Origin of the sequence: Pseudomonas lini (assembly GCF_964063345.1) — a bacterium.
In the GTDB taxonomy this organism is placed as follows: domain Bacteria; phylum Pseudomonadota; class Gammaproteobacteria; order Pseudomonadales; family Pseudomonadaceae; genus Aquipseudomonas; species Aquipseudomonas lini_B.
Genome location: NZ_OZ061318.1, coordinates 3143429 through 3166828 on the forward strand (window position 1 = coordinate 3143429; position 23400 = coordinate 3166828).

The window sequence follows — 23400 nt, forward strand, 5'->3', positions numbered from 1 at the left end:
ACGAGTTTTGTGAGAGACGTTATTATGTTACCCGTTCTCGCCTCTTCGAGTGGTCATCGTGTCCCGACTTTTTTCTATCTTTGTCGCATTTGTCGCCAGTTTTCTGCTGATCGGCTCGGCTCAAGCCGAGGTCAAAGTCCTCACCAGCGTCAAACCCCTGCAGCTGATCGCCGCAGCAGTGCAGGACGGCGTAGCGGTTCCGGAAGTCTTGCTGCCGCCCGGCGCCTCACCCCATAACTACGCCTTGCGCCCTTCCGACGTACGGAAAGTGCAATCGGTGGATCTGCTGTACTGGATCGGCCCGGACATGGAAGGTTTCCTGCCTCGCGTACTGAAAGGTCGTACGTTGCCCAGCGTCTCGGTGCAGGATTTGCCTGGCCTGAAACTGCGACACTTCGCCGAAGATAACCACTCCCACGCCGAAGAAGCCGACGAGCATGACCACGATCACCGCCCCGGCAGCCTGGATGCACACTTGTGGTTGTCACCGATCAACGCCCGAGTGATCGCCAGCAAAATGGCCACCGATCTGAGTGCTGTCGATCCGGCCAACGCAGCGCGCTACCAGAGCAACCTCAAGGCGTTCGATGAGCGTCTGGATGCTTTGGACCTGCGCCTGAAGGCTCGCCTGGCGGGCATTGCGGGCAAGCCTTACTTCGTGTTCCACGAAGCCTTCGACTACTTTGAAGACGCTTACGGCCTCAAGCACACCGGCGTGTTCAGTGTCGCTGCCGAAGTGCAGCCCGGCGCCCAACACGTGGCAGCGATGCGCACGCGATTGCAGGAAGTCGGCAAGACCTGCGTGTTCAGCGAGCCGCCGCTACGCCCGCGCCTGGCGGAAACGTTGGTGGCGGGTTTGCCGGTGAAGTTGGCGGAACTGGATGCATTGGGCGGGTACACGCCAGCGACCGCTCAGGGGTATGAGCAGGTGTTGGAAAAGCTGGGGAATGATTTGGCGGGGTGTCTGGAGTCGCTGTAGTTCCGAATATTGTGTCGGCCCCAATCGCGGGCAAGCCACGCTCCCACAGGGTTTGTGTCGTTCGCCAAAATTATGAACGACACAAACCCTGTGGGAGCGTGGCTTGCCCGCGATGCTTTTTAGAGGGCGAACGGCAGCGGCGTGCTGACCTTCTGCCGCTGCGCCAAGCGCAGCTGAAACTCCATCGGATCGTGAATCAACACGTCCTGCCCGGCGAAAGACTCCGCGGCGATCAACCGCGACAACCAGAACCGTACGCACGCCACGCGCAGCATGGTCGGCCATAGCTCGGCTTCGGCAGCGGTAAACGGTCGCAGCGCGGCATAAGCCCCCAGCAACGCCCGCGCCCGAGCGCCATCAAGCTGTCCTTGCTCGTCCGAACACCAATCGTTCAAGGCAATCGCCACGTCATAGAGCATCGGCCCCGAACAGGCGTTGTAGAAGTCGATCAACCCGGTCAGGTGCGTGCCTTCGAACATCGCATTATCGCGGAACAGGTCCGCATGGATGTTGGCTCGCGGCAGCGCCAGAATTTTCGTCTTCTGCTGTGTGATTTCATCCAGCGCCCGTTGCAGCAAATCGCTTTGCTCGGCATTCAGATGCGAAAGCAACTGCGTGCCCTCCTCCAGCATCCAGTCCAGGCCGCGATCGGTTTTGCGTTTGATCATGTTGGCCTGGGTTGCCAAGTGCAAATGAGCCAGCAGCTCGCCGACCTGAGCGCAATGCTGCGCGTTGGCGTCCTTGATGTGCTTGCCCGCCAGACGCGGTTGCAACAGCGCAGGCTTGCCGGCCAGTTCGCGCAAGGCGACGCCGTCGGTGGTGCGCAGGGCATAAGGCACGGGCAGGTTGGCGTCGTGCAGCACATCGAGCAGCTCGATGAAGAACGGCATCTCCTGCACCGGACCGCGCTCCACCAGCGTCAGGACAAATTCGCCCTGCTCCAGGCTGATAAAGAAATTGGTGTTTTCGCTACCGGCGGCGATCCCCTGGAAATCAAGCAGGCGGCCAAGCCCGTAAGGGGCGAGAAAGGTTTCCAGCTCGGGCCGAGCCAGGGGGGTGAACACAGACATGGTTAAAACTGCCAGTACGGGCGCCGCGACTGCCGGCGCCGATTTAAGTTAGGAGCGGTTTACCACTCGAATATTTTCCACGACGGAATCAGCATATCCGGCTGGTCCGAGCGAATGAAGTTTGCATCAGTCCCATCCGAGCGCACCAGGAAGTACGGTTTACCGCCCTTCGGAGTGATCTTGATGGCATACAGAAAGCCGTTTTGCCGGTATTCCTGAATGGTTTTGTCGCCTTCCGTGCGGATCGTTACATCCGGGTCCGCCGAGGGCGCGTCGTCCGCCGCCATGACAGCCAATGGGGTGATTGCAAACAAACCAGCCAGCAACAAGCGATTTAGTGTGCGCATGATAACCTTGTCCCTTTGTCGTCAACGGTCCCGCTATTCTAGCGCCGGACCCGCCGAAAAGGTTGATCCTGCTCATGAGCCAAGCCCCCCTCGTCCTGGTGGACGGTTCTTCTTATCTGTACCGCGCCTTTCACGCGCTGCCACCGCTGACCACGTCCAAAGGCCTGCCGACCGGAGCGGTCAAGGGCGTCTTGAACATGCTCAAGAGTCTGCGCAAGCAGTACCCGGAGAGCCCGTTTGCCGTGGTGTTCGATGCCAAGGGCGGGACGTTTCGCGATGCGATGTTCGCCGAATACAAGGCCAATCGCCCAAGCATGCCCGACGACATGCGGGTCCAGATCGAGCCGTTGCACGCCAGCGTCAAGGCCTTGGGTTTTCCATTGCTGTGCGTGGACAACGTTGAAGCGGACGACGTGATCGGCACCCTGGCCCGCAGCAGTGCGGCCGCCGACCGCCCGGTGGTGATCTCCACCGGCGACAAGGACATGGCGCAATTGGTCGACGGGCACATTACCTTGGTCAATACGATGACCGGTAGCGCGCTGGACGTAGAAGGCGTGAAGGAGAAATTCGGCGTCGCTCCCGAGCAGATCATCGATTATCTGGCACTGATGGGCGATTCGTCCGACAACATCCCGGGCGTTCCGGGTATCGGTCCAAAGACCGCTTCCGGCCTGCTGGTCGGCGTGAACGGTGGCCTGACCGAGCTCTATGCACAGCTCGACATCGTCCCGACCCTGCCGATTCGCGGCGCCAAAACCTTGCCGGCCAAGCTCGAAGAGCATAAGGAGATGGCATTCCTCTCCTATCAACTGGCAACCATCAAGATCGACGTGCCGCTGGACATCGGTCTCGATGACCTGCAAATGGGCAAACCGGATCACGACAAGCTCGCCGAGCTCTATACCCTGCTGGAATTCAAAAGCTGGTTCGAAGAGAACCAGCGCGACGCGAAGCGATCGGGCCAGGACATTGTCGAGGTCATCCAGGAACAGCCGGGCGCCGCCGAAGCGAAATACGAGACCATCCTCGACCAAAAGCACTTCGAGGCTTGGCTGGACAAGCTCGACAAGGCGCCATTGATCGCCTTCGTCACCGAAACCAACGGCAGCGATGCGCAACATGCACAATTGGTGGGCCTGTCGTTTTCCGTCGCAGCCAACGAAGCGGCCTATATTCCGCTGACCCATTCCTACATGGGCGTGCCGGAACAACTGGATCGCGACACCGTGCTGCTGGCGTTGAAGGCGCTGCTGGAAAACCCGAATAAGCTGAAAGTCGGCCAGCACGCCAAGTTCGAAACCAATATCCTCGCCAACTGTGCCATCGGTGGCGATCAGAGCAACGGGATTATTGTTCAGGGTATTGCCTACGACACCATGCTCGAGTCTTACGTCCTGGACTCGACGGCCACCCGTCACGACATGGACAGCCTGGCGCTCAAGTACCTGAGCCAAAGCAAGACCGACATTCAAGAGATTGCCGGCAAAGGCGTCAAACAGCTGAGCTTCGATCAGATATCTCTTGAGCTCGCTGGCCCCTATGCCGCCGAAGACGCCGACGTCACCTTCCGCCTGCATCTGGCTTTGCAGGAAAAACTGGCAGCAACGCCAAGCCTGGGCAAAGTGCTCAACGAGATTGAAATGCCGCTGATGCCGGTTCTGGCCCGTATCGAGCGCCAGGGCGCGCTCGTGGATGCCAACCTGCTGGGCATCCAGAGCGTCGAGCTGGGCGAGAAACTGGTCGCCCTTGAACGTGAGGCGTTCGCCATTGCCGGTGAAGAATTCAATTTGGGTTCGCCGAAGCAACTGGGCGTGATCCTCTACGAAAAGCTCGGTTTGCCCGTACTCAGCAAAACCGCCAAGGGCCAGGCTTCGACTGCCGAAGCGGTATTGGCCGAGTTGGCCGAACAGGACTATCCGCTGCCCAAAGTACTGATGCAGTACCGCTCGCTGAGCAAGCTCAAAAGCACCTACACCGATCGTTTGCCAGAGCAGATCAACGCTCGCACCGGGCGCATTCATACGTCTTACCAGCAAGCCGTCGCCGCCACCGGACGTTTATCGTCGATCGACCCGAACTTGCAGAACATTCCGATTCGCACTGCCGAAGGTCGTCGGATTCGTCAGGCGTTCGTCGCGCCGAAAGGCTACAAGCTGCTGGCCGCGGACTATTCGCAAATCGAACTGCGGATCATGGCGCATCTGGCCAAGGACGAAGGCTTGCTGCACGCCTTCCGCAACAACCTCGATGTACACCGGGCAACGGCCGCAGAGGTGTTTGGCGTCGAGCTGGATGCAGTCACTAACGATCAGCGTCGTAGCGCGAAAGCCATCAACTTCGGTTTGATCTACGGCATGAGCGCGTTTGGCCTGGCCAAGCAGATCGGCGTTGACCGCAAACAGTCCCAAGCCTATATCGACCGCTACTTCGCTCGTTATCCCGGCGTGCTGGAGTACATGGAGCGCACGCGCGCCCAGGCCGCCGAGCAAGGTTTCGTCGAAACCATCTTTGGTCGTCGCTTGTACCTTCCGGAAATCAACGCAAAAAACCAGGCACTGCGCAAAGCTGCCGAGCGCACAGCAATCAACGCCCCGATGCAAGGCACGGCGGCGGACATCATCAAGAAAGCCATGGTAACGGTGGATAACTGGCTGACATCGTCAGGCCTGGACGCCAAAGTCATCCTGCAGGTACACGATGAATTGGTGCTTGAGGTGCGTGAGGACCTGATCGACCAGGTGCGTGAGGAGATTCGCGTGCACATGAGCAGCGCCGCAAAACTGGATGTACCGCTTCTGGTCGAGGTAGGCGTAGGCAACAACTGGGATGAAGCGCACTGATCAGCCTGAAAGACGCCTGTGCTGCGGCCTTATGCCGCAGCACAAAATAACGAAGGGCTATAGTGCGGAAAATGACATCGATTATTTCCAATGGTTTTTGAAAATAGTCTGAACTAAATCCGTGAACCGCCACTCAGAGATACTGAATGGCTGGTGAAGCCCTTCGATGCTCCTATGTTGTGTTAAGTGTTGGCAGATATCTGGACCCCGCCCTAGCGGTCCGGAGCTTGAACCCCGGAACTTCTCCCTCCCCATATGAAGTCCGGGGTTTTTTTTGCCTGCAGATTTGTCTGGAGAGCTTTACTCGGCAGTCTCGCTGCCCTTGTCCGCCAGCTCCATCCAGCCCGCCAATACAGTGTAGGCGTCTTCCAGACCCATGCGTTTGGGTGCCGAAAACAGCTGGATAGTGATCGTATCGCCCCAGCCCTTGCGGATTTCCGCCTGAACCTTGAGCAGCGCGTTTTTCGCCGCGCCGTAGGTCAGCTTGTCTGCCTTGGTCAGCAAAATATGCATCGGCATGCCACTGGCCATGGCCCAATCGAGCATCAGCAGGTCGAAATCGGTCATTGGATGACGGATGTCCATCATCAGAATCAAACCTTTCAAACTCTCGCGACCACCCAGATAGGCTTCCAGGTGACGCTGCCAGTGCAGCTTCAACGGGATCGGTACTTTCGCGTAACCGTAACCCGGCAGGTCGACCAGACGGCGTTCATCGTCTAGCTTGAAGAAGTTCAACAGCTGCGTGCGACCCGGAGTTTTCGAGGTCCGCGCCAGGCTGGCGTGTGTCAGGGTGTTCAACGCGCTGGACTTGCCGGCGTTGGAACGCCCGGCGAAGGCCACTTCAAAGCCTTCGTCGTCGGGGCATTGATCGACTTTGGCGGCGCTGAGCATGAAGGTGGACTGTTGGCACAGGCCGAGGATGGGGTTCTTGAGTTGCATGGGATTTCCGATGTGGGCGGCGCCGGGAATGGACGCGGCAAGCTGTGTCGTTTCCGTTTCAGTGACGCCAGTATATAATGCCGCAGATTTTGTGTGCGCTTTGTCCCAGCGTAGGATGAAGTTCACGAGAGCGATTGACCTTGATTGCGCACTAGAACGCAGCACGCTCTCAACCCTGAAAAGGTCGTTTTATGACGAAATGGCTGCTAGCTGCCGGTGTCTTGATGCCGCTTTACAGCGCTCAGGCTACACAGGATCCGGAAGCTGTGTACAACCGTGTTTGTGGTGCCTGTCATTCCGGCCAACTACCCATGGCGCCCAAAAAGGGCGATCAGGAAGCTTGGACGCCGAGGTTGGCGAAAGGTATGGAGACGCTGGTGCAACACGTGACCCAGGGTTTCAAGGCGATGCCGCCGCGTGGTTTGTGCATGGACTGCAGTGCCGAGGATTACCAAGCAATCATCCAGTGGATGAGCGAGTGATCCCGGCCCATAACTCTTTAACCCTTAGCCGTAGTTGGATTAGCTGATGAACAAATTGATCGTGAGTCTGCTGTTGACCGTGGGGATCTCCGGCATTGCCCATGCTGCAGGTGATGCGACTGCTGGTCAGGCGAAAGCCGCAGTATGTGGCGCCTGTCATGGCCCGGATGGCAATAGCATGGCGCCAAACTTTCCGAAACTGGCAGGTCAGGGCGAGCGTTATCTGAACAAGCAGCTGCACGACATCAAGTCCGGCAAACGCACGGTACTGGAAATGACCGGCCTGCTGACCAACCTGAACGATCAGGACCTGGCTGATATCTCCGCCTGGTTCGCCAGCCAGAAAGGCAGCGTTGGCGCCGCCGACCCGAAAGTCGTGGCTCGCGGTGAAGCACTGTTCCGTGGTGGCGACCTGGCCAAAGGGCTGCCAGCCTGCACCGGCTGCCACTCTCCAGATGGCAAGGGCAACGCTGCTGCCGGCTTCCCGCATCTGGGTGGCCAACATGCTCAGTACGTTGGCAAGCAACTGACCGACTTCAGAAAAGAAGAAGGTGGCCGGACCAACGACGGCGATACCAAACCGATGCAGAGCATCGCTAAAAAGCTGAGCGACGAAGATATCGCCGCCGTCTCCAGCTATATTCAAGGCTTGCACTAAGGCCTGCGATCGAGCGTTGCGAGTGATGTACATCTCTTGCAACGTTAACACTCGATTAATCCGTCGATGCAAACATAAAAAGGGTGGCTTTGGCTGCCCTTTTTTGTGGCCGCTGCCGTTACACTACAAACTCAAGCCCGCCAGGATCTGTCTGAAAACAGGTCGCGCGAGGCGACCCAATTGTCCAGGAGTAAAGCATGCGTAATCTGATCATCAGCGCCGCACTCGTCGCTGCCAGCCTGTTCGGCATGACCGCCCAAGCCGCCGAAAAACCTGAAGCGCCCTATGTCGAGCTGAGCAATCCGGTCCCGGTGGCCGCGCCTGGCAAAATCGAAGTCGTGGAGCTGTTCTGGTACGGCTGCCCGCATTGCTATGCCTTCGAACCCGTCATTAACCCATGGGTTGAAAAGCTGCCTTCCGACGTGAACTTCGTGCGCATCCCGGCCATGTTTGGCGGCCCTTGGGACGCACACGGCCAGATGTTCCTGACCCTCGAAGCCATGGGCGTCGAAAGCAAGGTTCACGCCGCAGTTTTCGAAGCGATTCAGAAAGAACACAAGAAACTGACTGACAAAGAAGACATGGCGGACTTCCTGGCAACCCAAGGTGTAGACAAGGACAAGTTCCTGGCCACCTTCGACTCCTTCGCCATCAAGGGCCAGATCAACAAGGCCAAAGAACTTGCAAAGAAATATGAAATCACCGGCGTGCCTACCATGATCGTCAACGGCAAGTATCGCTTTGACATCGGCTCTGCCGGCGGTGCCGAACAAGCGCTGAAACTGGCCGACCAACTGGTAGCCAAAGAGCGAGCGGCAACCAAGGCCGTCGCCAACTAAGCGCGGCACCTGCCATGCGCCGCTGGGGAACTGAACGCATCGTTGGCCTGCATCATCCGCGGGTCAACGAGCATCACCTGGAATCGACGGGGTTGCCCGTGGACAGCCGTCTGCGTTTGCTCAGTTTCAATATCCAGGTCGGTATCAGTACCGAGCGCTACCGGCACTATCTGACCCGCGGCTGGCAGCATCTGTTGCCGCACACCGGGCGTGCCGACAATCTGCAAAAAATCGGTAATCTGCTGGGCGACTTCGATCTGGTCGCCTTGCAGGAAGCCGATGGCGGCAGCCTGCGATCAGGCTACGTCAATCAGGTCGAACACCTGGCGCAGCTCGGCGCCTTCCCCTATTGGTATCAACAACTCAATCGCAATCTCGGTCATCTCGGCCAGCACAGCAATGGCGTGCTCAGCCGCCTGCGCCCGTGGGCGATTGAAGATCATCCGCTGCCGGGGCCCAAGGGTCGCGGGGCCATTCTGGTGCGCTTCGGCGAAGGTCCGGAGGCGCTCGTGGTGGTGATGATGCATCTGGCGCTGGGCGCTCGCGCCCGAAGCCTGCAACTGGCTTACATCCGCGAGTTGATCGGCGGTTATAAACACCAGGTGCTGATGGGCGACATGAACACCCATGCCAGTGACTTGCTGCAAAACTCCCCGTTGCGTGATTTAGGCCTGCTCGCGCCGCAACTGGAAGCGACCTTCCCCAGCTGGCGCCCACAGCGTTGCCTGGACCATATTCTGCTCAGCCCTACCCTGACCCTTGAAAAGGTCGAAGTGCTGGCACAACCCATTTCCGATCACCTGCCGGTCGCGGTAGAGATTCGTCTGCCGGGTTCGCTCACGGCCGATGCATTGCCCGCGTTGAGTCCTGCCTGAATGAGCGACGAAGCACAGCGCTGGAAAGAGAAATACCTCAAAAGCATCGAACAACAGGAAAAGCTGGAACGTCGATGGGACGCCCGGCTCGACCTGCTGCGTCGCGGGCTGGTGCGCAGCACCCTGGCCGCAGAAGGTACCGATCGCGCCGTTGACCAATGCATGAAGGAAATGCGCGAAGTCGTCCGCACCGATGACATGGACGCCGGCCTGGCTGCCTTGCTGCCGCGCCTGGAAAAAGCCGTGCTCGACTCCGAGCAGCGCCGGGAAACCCGGGTCGATCAAGTCAGTGCCGCCCTGACGTCGCTGGTCTCTCAGCTGCAAGCGTTGCCGCTGCCCAGGGAAGTGAGCCGGCCGCTGAAACAATTCGCCAAACAACTGGACGGACGCGTAAGTCAGGCTCGCGAAATCCCGTTGCTGCTCAGCGAACTGAGCGGCTTGCAGGGCAAAGCCTTGAACCTGCTGGAGAACCCTGCCGAACCTGATCGACCGGGTTTCCTGCAGCGGTTGTTCGGTAGGGAAACGGAAGAGACCGCGCAACAGGTCGCTGTCCCCGAATCGCAAATGCCTGCTCCGCAACCTGTCGAACCGGTTGCAGCATCGGCCGAGTCCCCACAACCGATGGCCAATCTCACGCCAGCCATCGATAAGCCGCAAGTGGTGTTGCCAACCATAGAAACCGCCCTGCCCGCCGCCGCGCACCCTGAGCCAGCGCAAATTCAGGCGCCAACATCAATGGCGCCTGCGGCTGAAGTCGTGGCGTTTGTCCCGCCCGTCCTTGAGCCCGAAGCTACGAGCAGCCAGATCCCGGAGTTACAAACCCGACCGAATGTCGAGCAACCACAAGAGCCGGTTCCATCGATCGCCCTACCGGCTACTCAGGCTCCATCGGCAATCAATCCTGATGAACTGACCCCGATGGCCATCGACCCAGAGCCGTCCGAGCACGATATTCTGTATGCCCTGCCAGACTCGCCTGAGCCGTCCTACAGCTCCGTCGCCAAGCACATCGAAGACACGCTGCTGGGCCTTCTCGATGACTTGGCGTTGCCCGAGCGCCATCGTCCGCAAGCCGAGGCGATGCGCGATCGCCTTCAAAATGGCTTGAACTGGTACGAGTTGCTACCGATCCTCGATGATCTTGCAACGTTAATGCTGGCGATCACCGACAGTGGCCAGCACGAATTCGAAGCGTATTTGCAGCAACTCAACGAACGCCTTGAGTCATTCCAGAGCAATCTGCAAGCGGCGAGCGACGGCCACGCCGACAACCGCTCGGCTGCGCGGGAGATGGACACGCAGATTCGCGAGCAAGTCGACGGCTTGCAAAACAGCATGCAGGAAGCGGCAGACCTTGATGATCTCAAGCATGTGCTGGAAAACCATCTCGAAGGCCTGCTCGGCACCATGGACCAACACCAAAAGCAGCGCGACGAGCGTGAACAGGAAGTAGCTGCCCGCCTGCAAAGCCTGGCCGAAAGGGTTGCCCACATGGAGCAGGAAGCCCTGGGCTACCGCGAGCATCTCGAAGAGCAGCGCCAGAAGGCCTTGATCGATCCGTTGACCTGCCTGCCGAATCGAGCAGCCTGGAGCGAGCGCCTGGAGCATGAAATCGGTCAATGGCAACAACATGGCAATACCCTGTTGCTGGCAATGCTCGACCTCGACCATTTCAAACGCATCAATGACAACTATGGCCATCTGGCGGGTGACAAGGTGCTGAAAATCATCGCCAGCGTGCTACGTAAGCGTCTGCGCGGGACTGATTTTATTGCCAGGTTCGGTGGTGAGGAGTTTGTACTGTTGATGCCTGCCACAGTGCCGGCTGTGGGCGCGAAACTTCTGGAAACCTTGCGCGCATCAATCGAAGCCTGCCCGTTCCACTTCAAGGGCGAGCGAGTCACCATCACCATTTCCATGGGGCTGACCGCCTTCAGATCGGGCGAACATAGCGATCTGGTACTTAAAAGAGCCGATCAGGCGCTATATCGGGCGAAAAATAATGGCCGGAATCGAGTAGAACTGGGCTGACTGCCAATTGTTCCATTTTGTTTAAAACAGCATTTTTTGCCATCTGCGCGCAAGGCAATACCGTTACACTGTTGCATTATTGTCTTGCGTGTACTGCCTCCCGCCATGAAATGTCTTGTTCTTATTGCGTCGCTGCTTCTATTAGCCGGTTGTGCCAGCGGCCCCCGAATTGATACCAGCCACCCTTCGGCCAATCACGACAGTCGTATCCAGTTCGTGGTGATGCATTACACCTCCGCATCCCTGGAGACCTCGCTGCAATTGCTGACCCATGGCGAGGTCAGCAGCCATTACCTGATTAGCGACGACAAGCGCGCCACTATTTATAAGCTGATGGATGAAAATTTCCGGGCCTGGCACGCTGGCGAAAGCGAATGGCAAGGCCGGACCTGGCTGAACTCCAGTTCCATTGGTATCGAGATCGTTAATCAGGGCTTTGAGGACACCCCGAACGGGCGTCTCTGGTATCCCTACAGCGAAGCCCAGATTCAGTCGATGATCTTCCTGCTCAAGGACATCAGTAAGCGCCAAGGGATCAGCCCTCGCCATATCATTGGTCATAGCGACATCGCACCGATGCGCAAGCTCGACCCCGGCCCGCTGTTTCCCTGGAAGCGCCTGGCTGCCGAAGGCTTGGGGATCTGGCCGAACGAGCAGGCCGTGGCGCGGCAGCAAGCGCAGTTCGCCGTGCAACTGCCAAGCATCAGTTGGTTTCAGGGACAGCTTGCCCGCGTAGGCTATGCCACGCCGCAAACCGGCGAACTGGATGTAGAGACACGCAATGTACTGGCAGCCTTTCAGCTGCATTTTCGCCCTTCCCGTTTCGACGGTACACCGGACGCACAAACCGCGGCGATTCTTCAGGTGTTGAATCAGACAAAATAATGACGCCCGCCCGACGGTCAGCGCTTTTTCCAAATCAGCAGCTATAACTCATTGGTAATCCTTCGGATATTCCATGATGCCTGCTGCTCGGGAGAGACTGCATAGCTGGTTCTATCGCCCTTGGTTTTTGGCGATGCTGGCTACTGCCTTGAGCGCAACGCTTCTGACAGTCGGCAGTTTGTTCGTGGCGATGAATCAAGTCGAGCACAACGAAAGCCAGGAAATGAACGCCCAGGGAGAACGCTTTCTGGTCCGCCTGGAACAGCTGTTCGGGCAGTTGCGCGAAAGCCTCGATGACTTGGAAGCCCAGCCGCTGCGAGGCTGCGATGACGAAATGATCGCCACCCTGCAGCAGGTCAGTTTCAATTACCGCTTCGTTTATGAAGCCGCTTATATGGACACTTCGCGAACCTGCTCCAACCGCCCCCGCCAGGAAGGGGTATCGCTGATCCGACCGCCGGACATCAAGGGCCCCACCTACAGCTATTGGCTGAACACCACCACCGAACCTGATGAGAACCGCGCCGCACTGATGCTTGGGCGTGGCAATTTCCGGGTGGCGACGTCGCGCGGACATTTGACCGACATGGTCGATCTGTCTGCGGGGAGCAGCCTGTTGGTGGTGCTTGACCACGGCACCCGGGCGATTCCGGTACTCGGTGTCGCGCAGCCCTGGCCCCCCGCGGAACCCTGGCCCCCGAAAAGCCCCGATGCGCTGCAAGTCACCCATACCCGCCTGATTTACCGAATGCCCACTAACACCCCCGAATACCAACTGGTACTGATCACCCCACGCACAGGAATGCATGTACCGGCGGTATGGTGGTGGCTACTGCCGGCCAGCCTGGCGCTGAGTGCCTGTGTAGGGATTCTGGTGTTTTTGCTGGTACGCCAGCGTCAGTCGCTGGATGCCGAACTGCAAGGCGCCATGCGGCGAGGCGAGCTACAGGTGTTGTATCAACCGATCTTCGACCTCGACAGCCGCAACTGCGTCGGTGCCGAAGCCCTACTGCGCTGGCGAAGACCGGACGGCACGCTGACCAGCCCCGACCTGTTCATTCCGATGGCGGAGAATACCGGCCAGATCCGCCAGATGACCGACTTCGTATTGCAGCGCCTGCTGGAACAGCTCGGCCAACTGTTGCGGTCCAATCCGCAGCTGTACATCTCGGTCAACCTGGCGGCCTGCGATGTCATGGTGCCGCGTATCGGTCAGGTGATGGCCCGTCTGCTGAGTGTGCATCGGGTGGCGGCCAGGCAGATTGCTTTTGAGGTGACCGAACGCGGATTGGTCGATGTGGTGGTGGCCAGAGAAAACCTGCAAGCCCTGCGGGATGTCGGGCATCAGGTGCTGATCGACGACTTTGGCACCGGTTATTGCAGCCTCGCCTACCTGCAAACCCTACCGGTGGACTGCCTGAAAATCGACAAGGCGTTTATCGACGCACTGGGCCATGATGCCGCCAGCAGCGGCGTGGCACCGCACATCATTCGCATGGCTCAGGCCCTGCAACTCAAGGTGATTGCAGAAGGCATCGAACATGAAGCCCAAGCGGTGTTTCTGAGCAGCGAAGGGGTAAAGTTTGGCCAGGGTTGGTTGTTCGCCCACGCACTGAGCGCCGTGCAGTTCATCGAACTGATTACCCGTGGCCGCCGACTGAGCACGCGACGCCTGGACGACGAAGCCTGAGAGGGCTCCGGTTTATATCGCCAGTGCCATGTAGAACTGCGTCCCCTGCCCCGGCCGCGAATAGACACCCATCCGCCCGCCGTGCAGCTGCACGATTTCCTTGCACAGCGCCAGACCAAGCCCGGCACCGCCCTTTTTGCGGCCGACCTGAACAAAGGGCTCGAAGATCCGTCCCTGCTGGCCGTAGGCAATGCCTTCGCCATTGTCCTCGACACTGATAATCATCCGCTCCCCATGGCGCCGGGCCTGCAAACGGATCAGTCCGTCATGAGAGGTATGGCGCAAGGCGTTGTCGATCAGGTTGTCGAGCACCCGCTCCAGTTGCGCCTGATCGGCTTGTAGCCGCGGTAATGGTCCCTGCACTTCCACCAGCAGCTCAATGCCCTTCTCCTGCGCCGAGCCGGCAAAGCGTATCTGGGCCTGATCCAGCAAGTCTTCGATGGAGCACGGTGCCAGCGTGAGTTTTTGCAGGCCGTTTTGATAGCGAGAGAAATTCAGCAGGTCGTTGATCAACTGCATCAGGCGCTGCATTTCTTCGTTGACGGTGTCCAGCAGGTCGGCTTCGCGGGAGTCTGCGGCAAAATGCGTCCGCTCGCGGAACAGGCCGAATGCCATGTGCATGCCGGTAACTGGTGTGCGCAACTCATGGGAGGCGCGCAAGACAAATTCGCTGCGTACCCTTTCGAAAGCACGCTGTTCGGTGACGTCGTGCAACACCATCACGGCGCCGAGAATATGACCTTCGGTATGGCTGACCGGCGTCAGGCTATACGTCAGCAATCGCGACTCGCCATCGACCTCGATACTCAGGTCGTCCGGCGCCTGCTCCAGAGTGCCGCCGCGCAACACCAACTGCAGCTGTTCATCCAGTTCGGGACGCCCAAGCGCTGTGCCCAGCCCTTGGCCGAGACGCTCGGTGTCCCAGCCTAGCTGGCGCTGAGCCACCGGGTTGAGGTGCTCGAGATGACCTTGACGATCGATAATCAGCAAACCGTCGTCGATGCTGTCGAGCACCGCTTGCAAACGTTGCTGGCCGGCGAGCAGCTCGTCGATATTGGTCGCCTGGTGCTCACGCAAGGCCTCGGCCATGATTCCGAACCGCCGGGTCAACTGGTTCAGTTCCACTGCGGAAGAAATCGGCAGGGTCACTTCGAAATTGCCCTGGCCGATGTTGTCAGCTGCCTGCACCAGAGCCTCGATCGGAGCCCCGAACCTCCGGGCGATCGCATGGGCGGTAATGAACCCGATAAACAACACCGCCACCCCGACCAATCCAAGCAGACCGGCAATTAACAGTGCCCGCTCTCGGGCCTTGCGTTCGATCTCAGTGATGTTTTCCAGCGCGCGCTTCTGTTCAGAGATCAAACCGTTTCGCAAGGCATTGAATTTTTCCGTGAGATCCCCGTCATCACTGACTACCTGTACCGGAACGCGGGAAAGATCAAAGGCCTGCAGTAAGCTCTGATAATCAGCCTTGGCCTTTCTGAAACCATACGGGGCTCCCTCGCTGGACGGCTCGCGAGCAATGCCTTGGTCAAGCAATTCGAGGGAATGCTGCCTGGAGGCCTCGAACTCCGCAGGGTCAGGGTTCTGACCAAGCACGATAATCAGCTGATCACCCAGGCTCTGACGCAGCTTCAATCCCAGATCCAGCGTGACGAAGTTGTCACGGATCAGCGCTTCCTGAGTCCCTGCCATCTGCATCACACTGACCAGCCCGAGCAAGAGCCCAAGCAGCGCCACGGTAATCAGTGCGGAAATACTCAGAAACAGCCGGGTGCGCAACGTCATCGCCAGTTTCATCGATTACGACTCACAGGTTGTACTGCTTGCGTTTGCGGTACAGGGTCGAGGCATCGATACCCAAGGTCTTGGCCGCCTGATCCAGTGTGTCGGCCGTGGCGAGGACCGCGCCAATGTGAGCTTTCTCCAACTCATCCAGGCTCAACGCAGCACCAATGCGCGGCGTGTGGTTGGCCGGGGCCTCAGCCATGCCCAAGTGGCTGAGTTCTACCCGCTCCTGCGGACAAATAATGCTCGCGCGCTCCACCACGTTGCGCAGCTCGCGAATGTTGCCCGGCCAGCGGTAGCTGAGCAGCGCTTCGCGGGCCTCGTCGCTGAAACACCGGGCCGGACGCGAGTATTCCTTGACGAAGCGCGCCAGGAAGCGGTCTGCAAGGTTCAGAATGTCTTCCCTGCGCTCGCGAAGCGGCGGCAGGTGCAAGGTGATGACGTTCAGGCGATAGAGCAAGTCTTCACGAAAACGACCATCGCGAACCATGTCTTCCAGGTTGAGGTTAGTGGCTGCGAGGATTCGCACGTCAGCGCGACGGGTTACCGGGTCGCCCACGCGTTCGTATTCCTTGTCTTGAATGAAACGCAGCAATTTTGGCTGCAATGCCAGGGGAAAATCGCCGATCTCGTCGAGAAACAACGTTCCGCCGTCGGCCTGGTTGACGCGACCCAAAGTACTTTCGCTGGCACCGGTAAAGGCGCCCCGGCTGTGGCCGAAAAGCTCGCTGTCCATCAACTCTGCTGTCAGGGATGGGCAGTTAATGGTGACGCAAGATTTCTTCTGGCGTTTGCTCCAGCCGTGAATCGCCTGGGACAGTTCACCTTTACCGGTGCCGGATTCGCCGAGAATCAGGATGTTGGCGTCGGTACTGGCAACCTGGCGTGCGGTTTCGAGCACCACTTTCATGGCCGGACTGTGGGAATCCAGGCCCTCCTTGGGTTTGCGCACTTCACCTTCGAGGGCTTCCAGGCGCGCCGAGAGTTGCCGAACTTCCAGCTGTTTGGCAGTGGCCAGACGCAACTGGTCGGGGCTGCAAGGTTTGACCAGATAGTCGGCAGCACCGGCCTGAATCGCATCCACGGCAGTGTCCACGGCCGAGTGAGCAGTAACGATCACCACCCGCATCCAGGGTGCCTGGATGCGCATTTGGGCCAGCACATCGAGCCCATTGTCTTCACCCAGGCGCAAATCGAGGAAGCACAGATCGAAAACCTGGCGCTGCAACAAGGCTTCGGCCTGAGCAGCGCTGGTCGCGGTGGCCACGCTGTAGCCTTCGTCTTCGAGGCAATAGCGAAAGGTTCGAAGGATGGCGGATTCATCATCCACCAGCAGAATGCGGCCTTGATGCTCAGTGGCTGATTCCATGTTCCTGCGCTCCTTTAATTGTTGATTTTGGTTAGGCCCAGAAAAAATCGGGCAAGTTGCATGATTGATTGTGGTCGATTTCAGCCAAATCAGCGGAGCTATCTACTTATCAACAAGATAACCATCTGATTTATTTAATTTTTTATTAATAAACCGTTCTTCGGTGATTGCCTGCGTCCCTTTCTGACATCTGCGCCCTTCCCTCAATTCCAAAAATATTGAAAGTATTCGCGAGTCCATCGTGCATTACGCACGACCTCAGAAGGGCCATCGTGCAGGATGCGTTCAGAACGATTTTCACAAATCATCCAACGTATTGATTTATAACGAATTAATACCAACAAAAAGGTGGCATGCAGGCTGCAGGAGTCTGGGTAACCAGGGCATTTAATGAACCAGCGCCCACCAAAGATCACTACCCCAGCGTGGGAGGAACTTCAGGATGAATCGCCAAGGTGCCGCCCAATTGCGTCTCTCGCCATTGCACCTCCAGCAAGGTTTGTTTGCCCTGCTGGCGCTATTGATCACCTTGATTGGCGGCCAACAGTACTTGCGTTGGGAACAGAGTCAGCAGCCAGAGACGCCGCACCTGTCGATTCCACACACTCCCCAAACCCACTTCAGCGCCGTCAGCAGCAGCCTGGCTGACAGCGACTCGATGCGAATGATGGATGTCGACCAGGCCCAGCCTGTGGAAGAGACGCCTCAGGAACGTTGGGTGTTTTAAGCAAACGAACTTGGCGCGCTCGACGCGCCGGGAAAAGCACCACCAGCAACACCTTTAAACAGAACGCGTAAGGAGAATCACCATGTTGAGTTGGGCAATCACATTCTTGATCATTGCCATCATCGCTGCAGTACTGGGCTTTGGTGGTATCGCGGGCACCGCCACGGGTATCGCCAAGATTCTTTTTGTCGTATTCCTGGTGATGTTCATTGCTTCCTTCTTCTTTGGCCGCCGCGGTAGAGGCTGAACATGCGCATTTCGTTAAAGACAGTGGCTGCCGCCCTGCTTCTGGGCGGCAGTGCCATGGCAATCGCGGCGAATGATGGCCAGATGCGGGCCAATGAATTGCTCACTGCCGACCCGCAGTACCGTGAAACCTGGCAAGGCGTTGTGAAGAAAGAAGAACGCCTGCCGGAATGGGTGATGAACCTGTCCGGCGATGCCGAGCAAATGAATGCTGTCGAAGAGGATGGCGACAAGTATGTAGTCGGGCCGCTCTGCGAAACCCGGCAGACGTGTCTGAACAAGCGCCTGATCGTGGCGTTCAGTTTCGACAAGAAAGATGCCTACGCCATGCTCGTCGAAGTGCCAGCAGGCCTGCCGGCCGACAAGTCGCCCACACGACACGCCGACTACCGCTTCCTCGGCAAGCCGGACGAAGGCATGCAGAAGTTATTGATGGAACAACTGAAGAAAGATCCGAATTGGTACTGAGTTTCGAAACACGAAAGAGGCCACCGCGCTTCTTTCCACTGCGCTACCCGAGGACGGTAGACGCATGACCAAGGGGTCGGGACGTTCTGACTGTTTCAGGGTCGGAGTGACCTACGGGTACAGGGAGTACCTGCTCACGGGCCGGGTCAGGTAAAGCTGCGACGCAAGTTCGCCGGGGCCAAAGCGGCTCGACGGACTTGCGGAGAGCTTCAACGTGCAAAACGTTGATCTAGAGCATTCAGCTCATCTGTTTTTGCTGCATATTCCCCGCCAAACCGTTTCGCGGTGTTTCTTCGTGACCGTATATCGAGAAAGCTCCGACTTCCGCTGAAAGAGAATTCGCAGCCCAACGTAGGCTTTTTCCCAAATTTGCGTCTGTTTAAAAAACATCCACCTGCGCTGAAATGGCCGCCTCACGGCACTTATGCCCGCCGAAATGTCGCCTTCGAACCGCTTGGGACGCGGACTTCCGATAGAAAATCTCATGCCGATTCGGCATAGGGTAGGCGTTTACGGCATTAGACGGCGCTTCGCCGCATCGGAATAGTTGCGCCTTTTTCGCTGCCTGAGAGCTGTAAATGCTCGCTCGCGGGAACCTTATACGGGGGCCGGTGCAAGACTTGTTCGCCATTGAGCGTTTCAGTTCTTGCATCGGTCTGAGTCAAATGCAAGTAAGGGTAAAGATATGAAGAAGGCAAAGCTTAGCCTCGCCTGGCAGATCCTGATCGGTCTGGTTCTGGGGATAGCAATTGGTGCAGTGCTCAACCATTTCAGTGCCGAAAAAGCCTGGTGGATCACCAATATTCTGCAACCGGCAGGCGATATCTTTATCCGTCTGATCAAGATGATCGTGATCCCGATCGTGATCTCCTCGCTGATCGTCGGTATCGCTGGCGTAGGGGACGCGAAAAAACTCGGGCGTATTGGTCTGAAGACCATTCTTTACTTCGAGATCGTCACCACCATCGCCATTCTGGTCGGTCTGGTGCTGGCCAACGTGGTCCATCCGGGCAGCGGCATCGACATGAGCACCCTGGGTACGGTGGATATCTCCAAGTACCAGGCCACTGCCGCCGAGGTTCAGCATGAACACGCGTTCGTGCAGACCATCCTCAACCTGATCCCGTCGAACATCTTTGCGGCCATGGCGCGCGGCGAGATGTTGCCGATCATCTTCTTCTCCGTGTTGTTCGGCCTCGGTCTGTCGAGCCTGCAATCGGACCTGCGCGATCCGCTGGTGAAGATGTTCCAGGGCGTGTCGGAAAGCATGTTCAAAGTCACCCACATGATCATGAATTACGCCCCGATCGGCGTGTTCGCATTGATCGCGGTGACCGTGGCCAACTTCGGCTTCGCCTCCCTGCTGCCGCTGGCCAAACTGGTCGTTCTGGTTTACTTCGCCGTCGCCTTCTTCGCCTTCGTGGTGCTGGGCCTGATCGCTCGCCTGTTCGGCTTCTCGGTGATCAAGCTGATGCGCATCTTCAAGGATGAGCTGGTCCTGGCCTACTCCACCGCCAGTTCCGAAACCGTGCTGCCGCGCGTGATCGAGAAGATGGAAGCCTACGGCGCGCCGAAAGCCATTTGCAGCTTCGTGGTGCCGACCGGCTATTCGTTCAACCTCGACGGTTCGACCCTGTACCAGAGCATCGCGGCGATCTTCATTGCCCAGCTCTACGGCATCGACCTGTCCATCAGCCAGCAATTGCTGTTGGTACTGACGCTGATGGTCACCTCCAAAGGCATCGCCGGCGTACCGGGTGTGTCCTTCGTGGTACTGCTGGCTACTTTGGGCAGCGTCGGCATTCCGCTGGAAGGCTTGGCGTTCATCGCCGGTGTCGACCGCATCATGGACATGGCCCGTACCGCACTGAACGTAATCGGCAACGCCTTGGCCGTGCTGGTCATCTCGCGTTGGGAAGGCATGTACGACGACGCCAAGGGCCAGCGCTACTGGAACTCCCTGCCGCACTGGCGCAGCAAGGAAAAGCTGCCGGTTGGCGAAATTTCCAGCAACTGACGCATAACCCTGTGGGAGCGGCCTCTGTGGCGAGGGAGCTTGCTCCCGTTGGACTGCGCAGCAGTCCTTTTTGGGGCCGCTTCGCGACCCAGCGGGAGCAAGCTCCCTCGCCACAGTTCGCTCCCACATTGGTTCCCCGCTAGCGGTGCCAAACAAACCCCGGAGAAATCCGGGGTTTGTCGTTTCTGACTACCCCGCTATCATTCGCCGCATCTTCCGGGGGATTTGACTGATGCTTAATGGCCTGTGGCTTGGCTTCTTCATCGTGGCAGCCGTATCGGCGCTCGCGCAGTGGCTGATCGGCGGTAACGCCGGGATCTTTGCGGCGATGGTGGAGAGCATTTTCGCCATGGCCAAATTGTCGGTCGAGGTCATGGTCCTGTTGTTCGGCACCCTCACCCTCTGGCTCGGTTTTCTGCGGATCGCCGAAAAGGCCGGGATCGTCGAATGGCTGGCCAAGGCGCTGGGCCCGCTGTTCTTGCGCCTGATGCCGGAAGTGCCGCCGGGGCACCCGGCCATCGGCCTGATCACACTCAACTTCGCCGCCAATGGCCTGGGCCTGGACAACGCCGCCACGCCGATCGGCCTCAAAGCCATGAAGGCGCTGCAAGAGCTCAACCCCAGCGACACCATCGCCAGCAACGCGCAGATCCTCTTCCTGGTACTCAACGCCTCCTCCCTGACCCTGCTGCCGGTGACGATTTTCATGTACCGCGCCCAGCAAGGGGCGCCCGATCCGACCCTGGTGTTCCTGCCGATCCTGCTCGCGACCAGTTGTTCGACCCTGGTCGGTCTGTTGTCGGTGGCATTCATGCAGCGTCTGCGCCTGTGGGACCCGGTGGTGCTCGCCTACCTGATTCCCGGTGCCCTGGCCCTCGGCGCCTTCATGGCGCTGCTGGCGACGCTCTCGGCGACCGCGCTGGCGAGCCTGTCATCGATCCTCGGCAACCTGACGCTGTTCGGGCTGATCATGCTGTTTCTGGTGATCGGCGCATTACGCAAAGTGAAGGTCTACGAGGCGTTCATCGAAGGCGCGAAAGAAGGCTTCGACGTGGCCAAGAACCTGCTGCCGTATCTGGTGGCGATGCTCTGTGCCGTGGGCGTGCTGCGAGCATCCGGGGCACTGGACTTCGGTCTGGACGGGATTCGTCATCTGGTAGAGTGGGCCGGTTGGGACACGCGCTTCGTCGATGCGCTGCCGACGGCCATGGTCAAACCCTTCTCCGGCAGCGCCGCACGGGCAATGCTGATTGAAACCATGAAGACCTCCGGGGTAGATAGCTTCCCGGCGCTGGTGGCGGCGACGATTCAGGGCAGTACCGAAACGACCTTCTATGTGTTGGCGGTGTACTTTGGCGCGGTGGGCATCCAGCGCGCGCGGCATGCAGTGGGGTGTGCGTTGCTGGCGGAGTTGGCGGGTGTTCTTGGCGCGATCGGGGTTTGTTACTGGTTTTTCGGCTGACCGAGAATCCTGTGGGAGCGGGCTTGCCCGCGATGACGGTCTAACCCTTAACACAGATGTTGAATGCTCCGGCCTCATCGCGGGCAAGCCCGCTCCCACAGGGGTTCAGTGGTGGCTTCAAGGCCTCAGCGGCGGGGCAACCTTCTGACCTTGCTCCACCGTCCAAGCCACCACCTGCGCCGTCAATTGATCGCTGGCCTGGCCAAAACCGGTCACCACCGCCGACACCTTCACATCGCTTAACGGCTGACGCACTTCAAAGCGTCGGCTGGCGAGGATTCGCTGGTCATACCCACGTACCAACAACGCATCCAGGCGCACGACCACGCTCGCCGCCGTGCCTTGGTACTCGGTCTGGAACGCTTGCAGGTTACCGCCCAGCTCCAGGTCCGCCTGGAAATTACTGTCATCGGTGCTGAGCAACGGCACGCGACCGTCACGCTGGAAACCATCGAGCAGACGATTGCGCAACAGCACCGGTGCCGGGTCGCTCCAGCGTGAAGCCTTGTAGCTGCTGATCAGGTCACCTTGAGGGATTACGGCAATTTTCGGGTTGTTCAAGGCTTCGCTGGTCTGAGGCTTGGCCAGCCGCAATGACCAGCGCTGCGGTGTGCCGTGTTGGGCCGATACGTCGCGCTGCGCCGATGGCAGTCGATAGACATCGGACGGCTCGGTCTTGGGGAAAATCGAACAGGAAGCGATCAACGCAAAACCGGCGAGGAGGGCGAGATGAGCCAGCTTCATGGCGTGAACTCCTTGTTTTTGTCACTGCCCAGCAGGTAACCGCTGGGGTTGGCCTCAAGCCGCTGGGAAATGGTTCGCAGCGAACTCAAGGTATCGCGCAGCTCGCGCACCGCCGGTGCCAGGCCATTGAGGCCCTGCATGCCGTTGTTGAGGGAATCCTGATTGGCGGAGAGCAACGTGTTGATGGTCGCGCTGCTTTGTTCCAGGGACTTCATCGCTTGCCCGGCACTGCCGAACATCTGCTTGCCCTGATCGTTGAGCAGGCCGTTGGCGTTGCGCATCAACGCGGTGGTCTGTTCCAGGGTGGCGCTGGCCTGCTTGCCGACCGAAGCCAGTTGCTGCATCGCCTGACGAATGTCGCCGCGCTGGTCGGCGATGGTGCCGGTGGTTTGCTCCAGGTGCTCCAGGGTGCTGCTGATACGCGCGACGTTCTCCGAGGAAAACAACTGATTGGCGTTGTGCATCAACACGTTCACGCCCTCCATCAGATCGTTACTGTCATTCATCAACCGGGCAATGGGCGAGGGCGATGCAACGATTGTCGGCAAATTGCCGTCCTTGCCCTTGAGCGTCGGACTTTGCGGCGTGCCACCGCTGAGCTGGATGATCGAGGTCCCGGTGATCCCGGTCAGCGCCAGTTTGGCTTGGGTGTCTTCTTTGATTGGAGTGTCTCCGCCCAGGCGAATCCGCGCTAACACCCGGCGCGGATCGTTCGGGTCCAGGCGCAGCATCACCACGTCGCCGACCTTGATCCCGCTGTACTGCACCGCGCTGCCCTTGGACAAACCGCTGACCGCCTCGTTGAAGACAATTTCGTAATCCTTGAATTCGGTATCGACGCTGGACTTGGCCAGCCACAGACCGAAGAGCAGGGCGCCTGCCACCACTATGACGGTGAACAGGCCGATCAATACGTGATGGGCTCGGGTTTCCAT

The 23400-nt window shown here is 58.7% G+C and carries 21 protein-coding genes; 14 read left to right on the plus strand and 7 right to left on the minus strand.

Annotation, left to right across the window (positions count from 1 at the left end; genetic code table 11):
* Positions 1-58 precede the first annotated feature (58 nt).
* Positions 59-979 carry a zinc ABC transporter substrate-binding protein gene (locus tag AB3226_RS14375; RefSeq protein ID WP_367373506.1) on the plus strand — a complete coding sequence of 307 codons (921 nt, stop codon included), beginning with the start codon at positions 59-61 and terminating at the stop codon, positions 977-979.
* A 119-nt stretch (positions 980-1098) separates the two neighbouring features.
* Here the strand turns inward: AB3226_RS14375 and AB3226_RS14380 are convergent, their stop codons facing one another.
* Positions 1099-2049 (minus strand): homoserine kinase, encoded by a 951-nt coding sequence (locus tag AB3226_RS14380; RefSeq protein WP_038980340.1) that lies wholly within the window; start codon positions 2047-2049, stop codon positions 1099-1101.
* Between the two features lie 59 nt (positions 2050-2108).
* Positions 2109-2396 (minus strand): DUF2782 domain-containing protein, encoded by a 288-nt coding sequence (locus tag AB3226_RS14385; RefSeq protein WP_030127884.1) that lies wholly within the window; start codon positions 2394-2396, stop codon positions 2109-2111.
* Positions 2397-2470: 74 nt separating this feature from the next.
* Here AB3226_RS14385 and polA point away from each other — a divergent pair, with 74 nt between their 5' ends.
* Positions 2471-5239 carry a DNA polymerase I gene (gene polA, locus AB3226_RS14390; RefSeq protein WP_367373507.1) on the plus strand — a complete coding sequence of 923 codons (2769 nt, stop codon included), beginning with the start codon at positions 2471-2473 and terminating at the stop codon, positions 5237-5239.
* 300 nt (positions 5240-5539) lie between these two features.
* Here the strand turns inward: polA and yihA are convergent, their stop codons facing one another.
* Positions 5540-6181, minus strand: a complete 642-nt coding sequence (yihA, locus tag AB3226_RS14395) for a ribosome biogenesis GTP-binding protein YihA/YsxC (RefSeq protein WP_367373508.1) — start codon at positions 6179-6181, stop codon at positions 5540-5542.
* A 191-nt stretch (positions 6182-6372) separates the two neighbouring features.
* Between yihA and AB3226_RS14400 the strand changes: the two genes are divergently transcribed.
* The 7 genes from AB3226_RS14400 (at position 6373) to AB3226_RS14430 (ending at position 13641) form a co-directional block, all read left to right on the plus strand.
* The gene (locus tag AB3226_RS14400; protein ID WP_008156007.1) at positions 6373-6663 is read left to right on the plus strand and encodes a cytochrome c5 family protein; all 291 of its coding nucleotides are present in this window, start codon (positions 6373-6375) and stop codon (positions 6661-6663) included.
* A 46-nt stretch (positions 6664-6709) separates the two neighbouring features.
* The gene (locus AB3226_RS14405; RefSeq protein WP_367373509.1) at positions 6710-7321 is read left to right on the plus strand and encodes a cytochrome c; all 612 of its coding nucleotides are present in this window, start codon (positions 6710-6712) and stop codon (positions 7319-7321) included.
* Positions 7322-7518: 197 nt separating this feature from the next.
* A complete protein-coding gene (locus tag AB3226_RS14410; protein ID WP_008007973.1) occupies positions 7519-8160 on the plus strand; it encodes a thiol:disulfide interchange protein DsbA/DsbL in 642 nt (213 codons plus the stop codon).
* A 14-nt stretch (positions 8161-8174) separates the two neighbouring features.
* On the plus strand, positions 8175-9035 hold the full coding sequence (locus AB3226_RS14415; RefSeq protein ID WP_123500509.1) for an endonuclease/exonuclease/phosphatase family protein: 861 nt from the start codon (positions 8175-8177) through the stop codon (positions 9033-9035).
* Positions 9036-11066 carry a diguanylate cyclase gene (locus AB3226_RS14420; protein ID WP_367373510.1) on the plus strand — a complete coding sequence of 677 codons (2031 nt, stop codon included), beginning with the start codon at positions 9036-9038 and terminating at the stop codon, positions 11064-11066.
* Between the two features lie 105 nt (positions 11067-11171).
* Positions 11172-11951, plus strand: a complete 780-nt coding sequence (locus tag AB3226_RS14425) for an N-acetylmuramoyl-L-alanine amidase (protein ID WP_367373511.1) — start codon at positions 11172-11174, stop codon at positions 11949-11951.
* Between the two features lie 73 nt (positions 11952-12024).
* The gene (locus AB3226_RS14430) at positions 12025-13641 is read left to right on the plus strand and encodes an EAL domain-containing protein (RefSeq protein WP_367373512.1); all 1617 of its coding nucleotides are present in this window, start codon (positions 12025-12027) and stop codon (positions 13639-13641) included.
* Between the two features lie 12 nt (positions 13642-13653).
* Here the strand turns inward: AB3226_RS14430 and AB3226_RS14435 are convergent, their stop codons facing one another.
* Together AB3226_RS14435 and algB are read right to left on the minus strand one after the other, a co-directional pair.
* The gene (locus AB3226_RS14435) at positions 13654-15444 is read right to left on the minus strand and encodes an ATP-binding protein (protein ID WP_367373513.1); all 1791 of its coding nucleotides are present in this window, start codon (positions 15442-15444) and stop codon (positions 13654-13656) included.
* Between the two features lie 10 nt (positions 15445-15454).
* Positions 15455-16801 (minus strand): sigma-54-dependent response regulator transcription factor AlgB, encoded by a 1347-nt coding sequence (algB, locus tag AB3226_RS14440; RefSeq protein WP_367373514.1) that lies wholly within the window; start codon positions 16799-16801, stop codon positions 15455-15457.
* A 442-nt stretch (positions 16802-17243) separates the two neighbouring features.
* On the opposite strand from algB, the gene AB3226_RS14445 reads away from it, so the two are divergent.
* The 5 genes from AB3226_RS14445 to AB3226_RS14465 all read left to right on the plus strand — a co-directional run bounded on the left by AB3226_RS14445 (position 17244) and on the right by AB3226_RS14465 (position 21721).
* Positions 17244-17528 (plus strand): hypothetical protein, encoded by a 285-nt coding sequence (locus AB3226_RS14445; protein ID WP_367373515.1) that lies wholly within the window; start codon positions 17244-17246, stop codon positions 17526-17528.
* Between the two features lie 82 nt (positions 17529-17610).
* Positions 17611-17775 (plus strand): DUF1328 domain-containing protein, encoded by a 165-nt coding sequence (locus tag AB3226_RS14450; RefSeq protein WP_003177151.1) that lies wholly within the window; start codon positions 17611-17613, stop codon positions 17773-17775.
* A 2-nt stretch (positions 17776-17777) separates the two neighbouring features.
* Positions 17778-18242, plus strand: a complete 465-nt coding sequence (locus AB3226_RS14455; protein WP_367373516.1) for an inhibitor of vertebrate lysozyme family protein — start codon at positions 17778-17780, stop codon at positions 18240-18242.
* Between the two features lie 685 nt (positions 18243-18927).
* Positions 18928-20259, plus strand: a complete 1332-nt coding sequence (gltP, locus tag AB3226_RS14460; protein WP_367373517.1) for a glutamate/aspartate:proton symporter GltP — start codon at positions 18928-18930, stop codon at positions 20257-20259.
* A gap of 232 nt (positions 20260-20491) precedes the next feature.
* Positions 20492-21721, plus strand: a complete 1230-nt coding sequence (locus tag AB3226_RS14465) for a nucleoside recognition domain-containing protein (RefSeq protein WP_367373518.1) — start codon at positions 20492-20494, stop codon at positions 21719-21721.
* 117 nt (positions 21722-21838) lie between these two features.
* On the opposite strand, the gene AB3226_RS14470 is transcribed toward AB3226_RS14465, so the two are convergent.
* On the minus strand, positions 21839-22465 hold the full coding sequence (locus AB3226_RS14470; RefSeq protein WP_367373519.1) for an ABC-type transport auxiliary lipoprotein family protein: 627 nt from the start codon (positions 22463-22465) through the stop codon (positions 21839-21841).
* On the minus strand, positions 22462-23400 hold the full coding sequence (locus AB3226_RS14475; protein ID WP_367373520.1) for an MlaD family protein: 939 nt from the start codon (positions 23398-23400) through the stop codon (positions 22462-22464). The genes AB3226_RS14470 and AB3226_RS14475 overlap by 4 nt, the downstream gene beginning before the upstream one ends.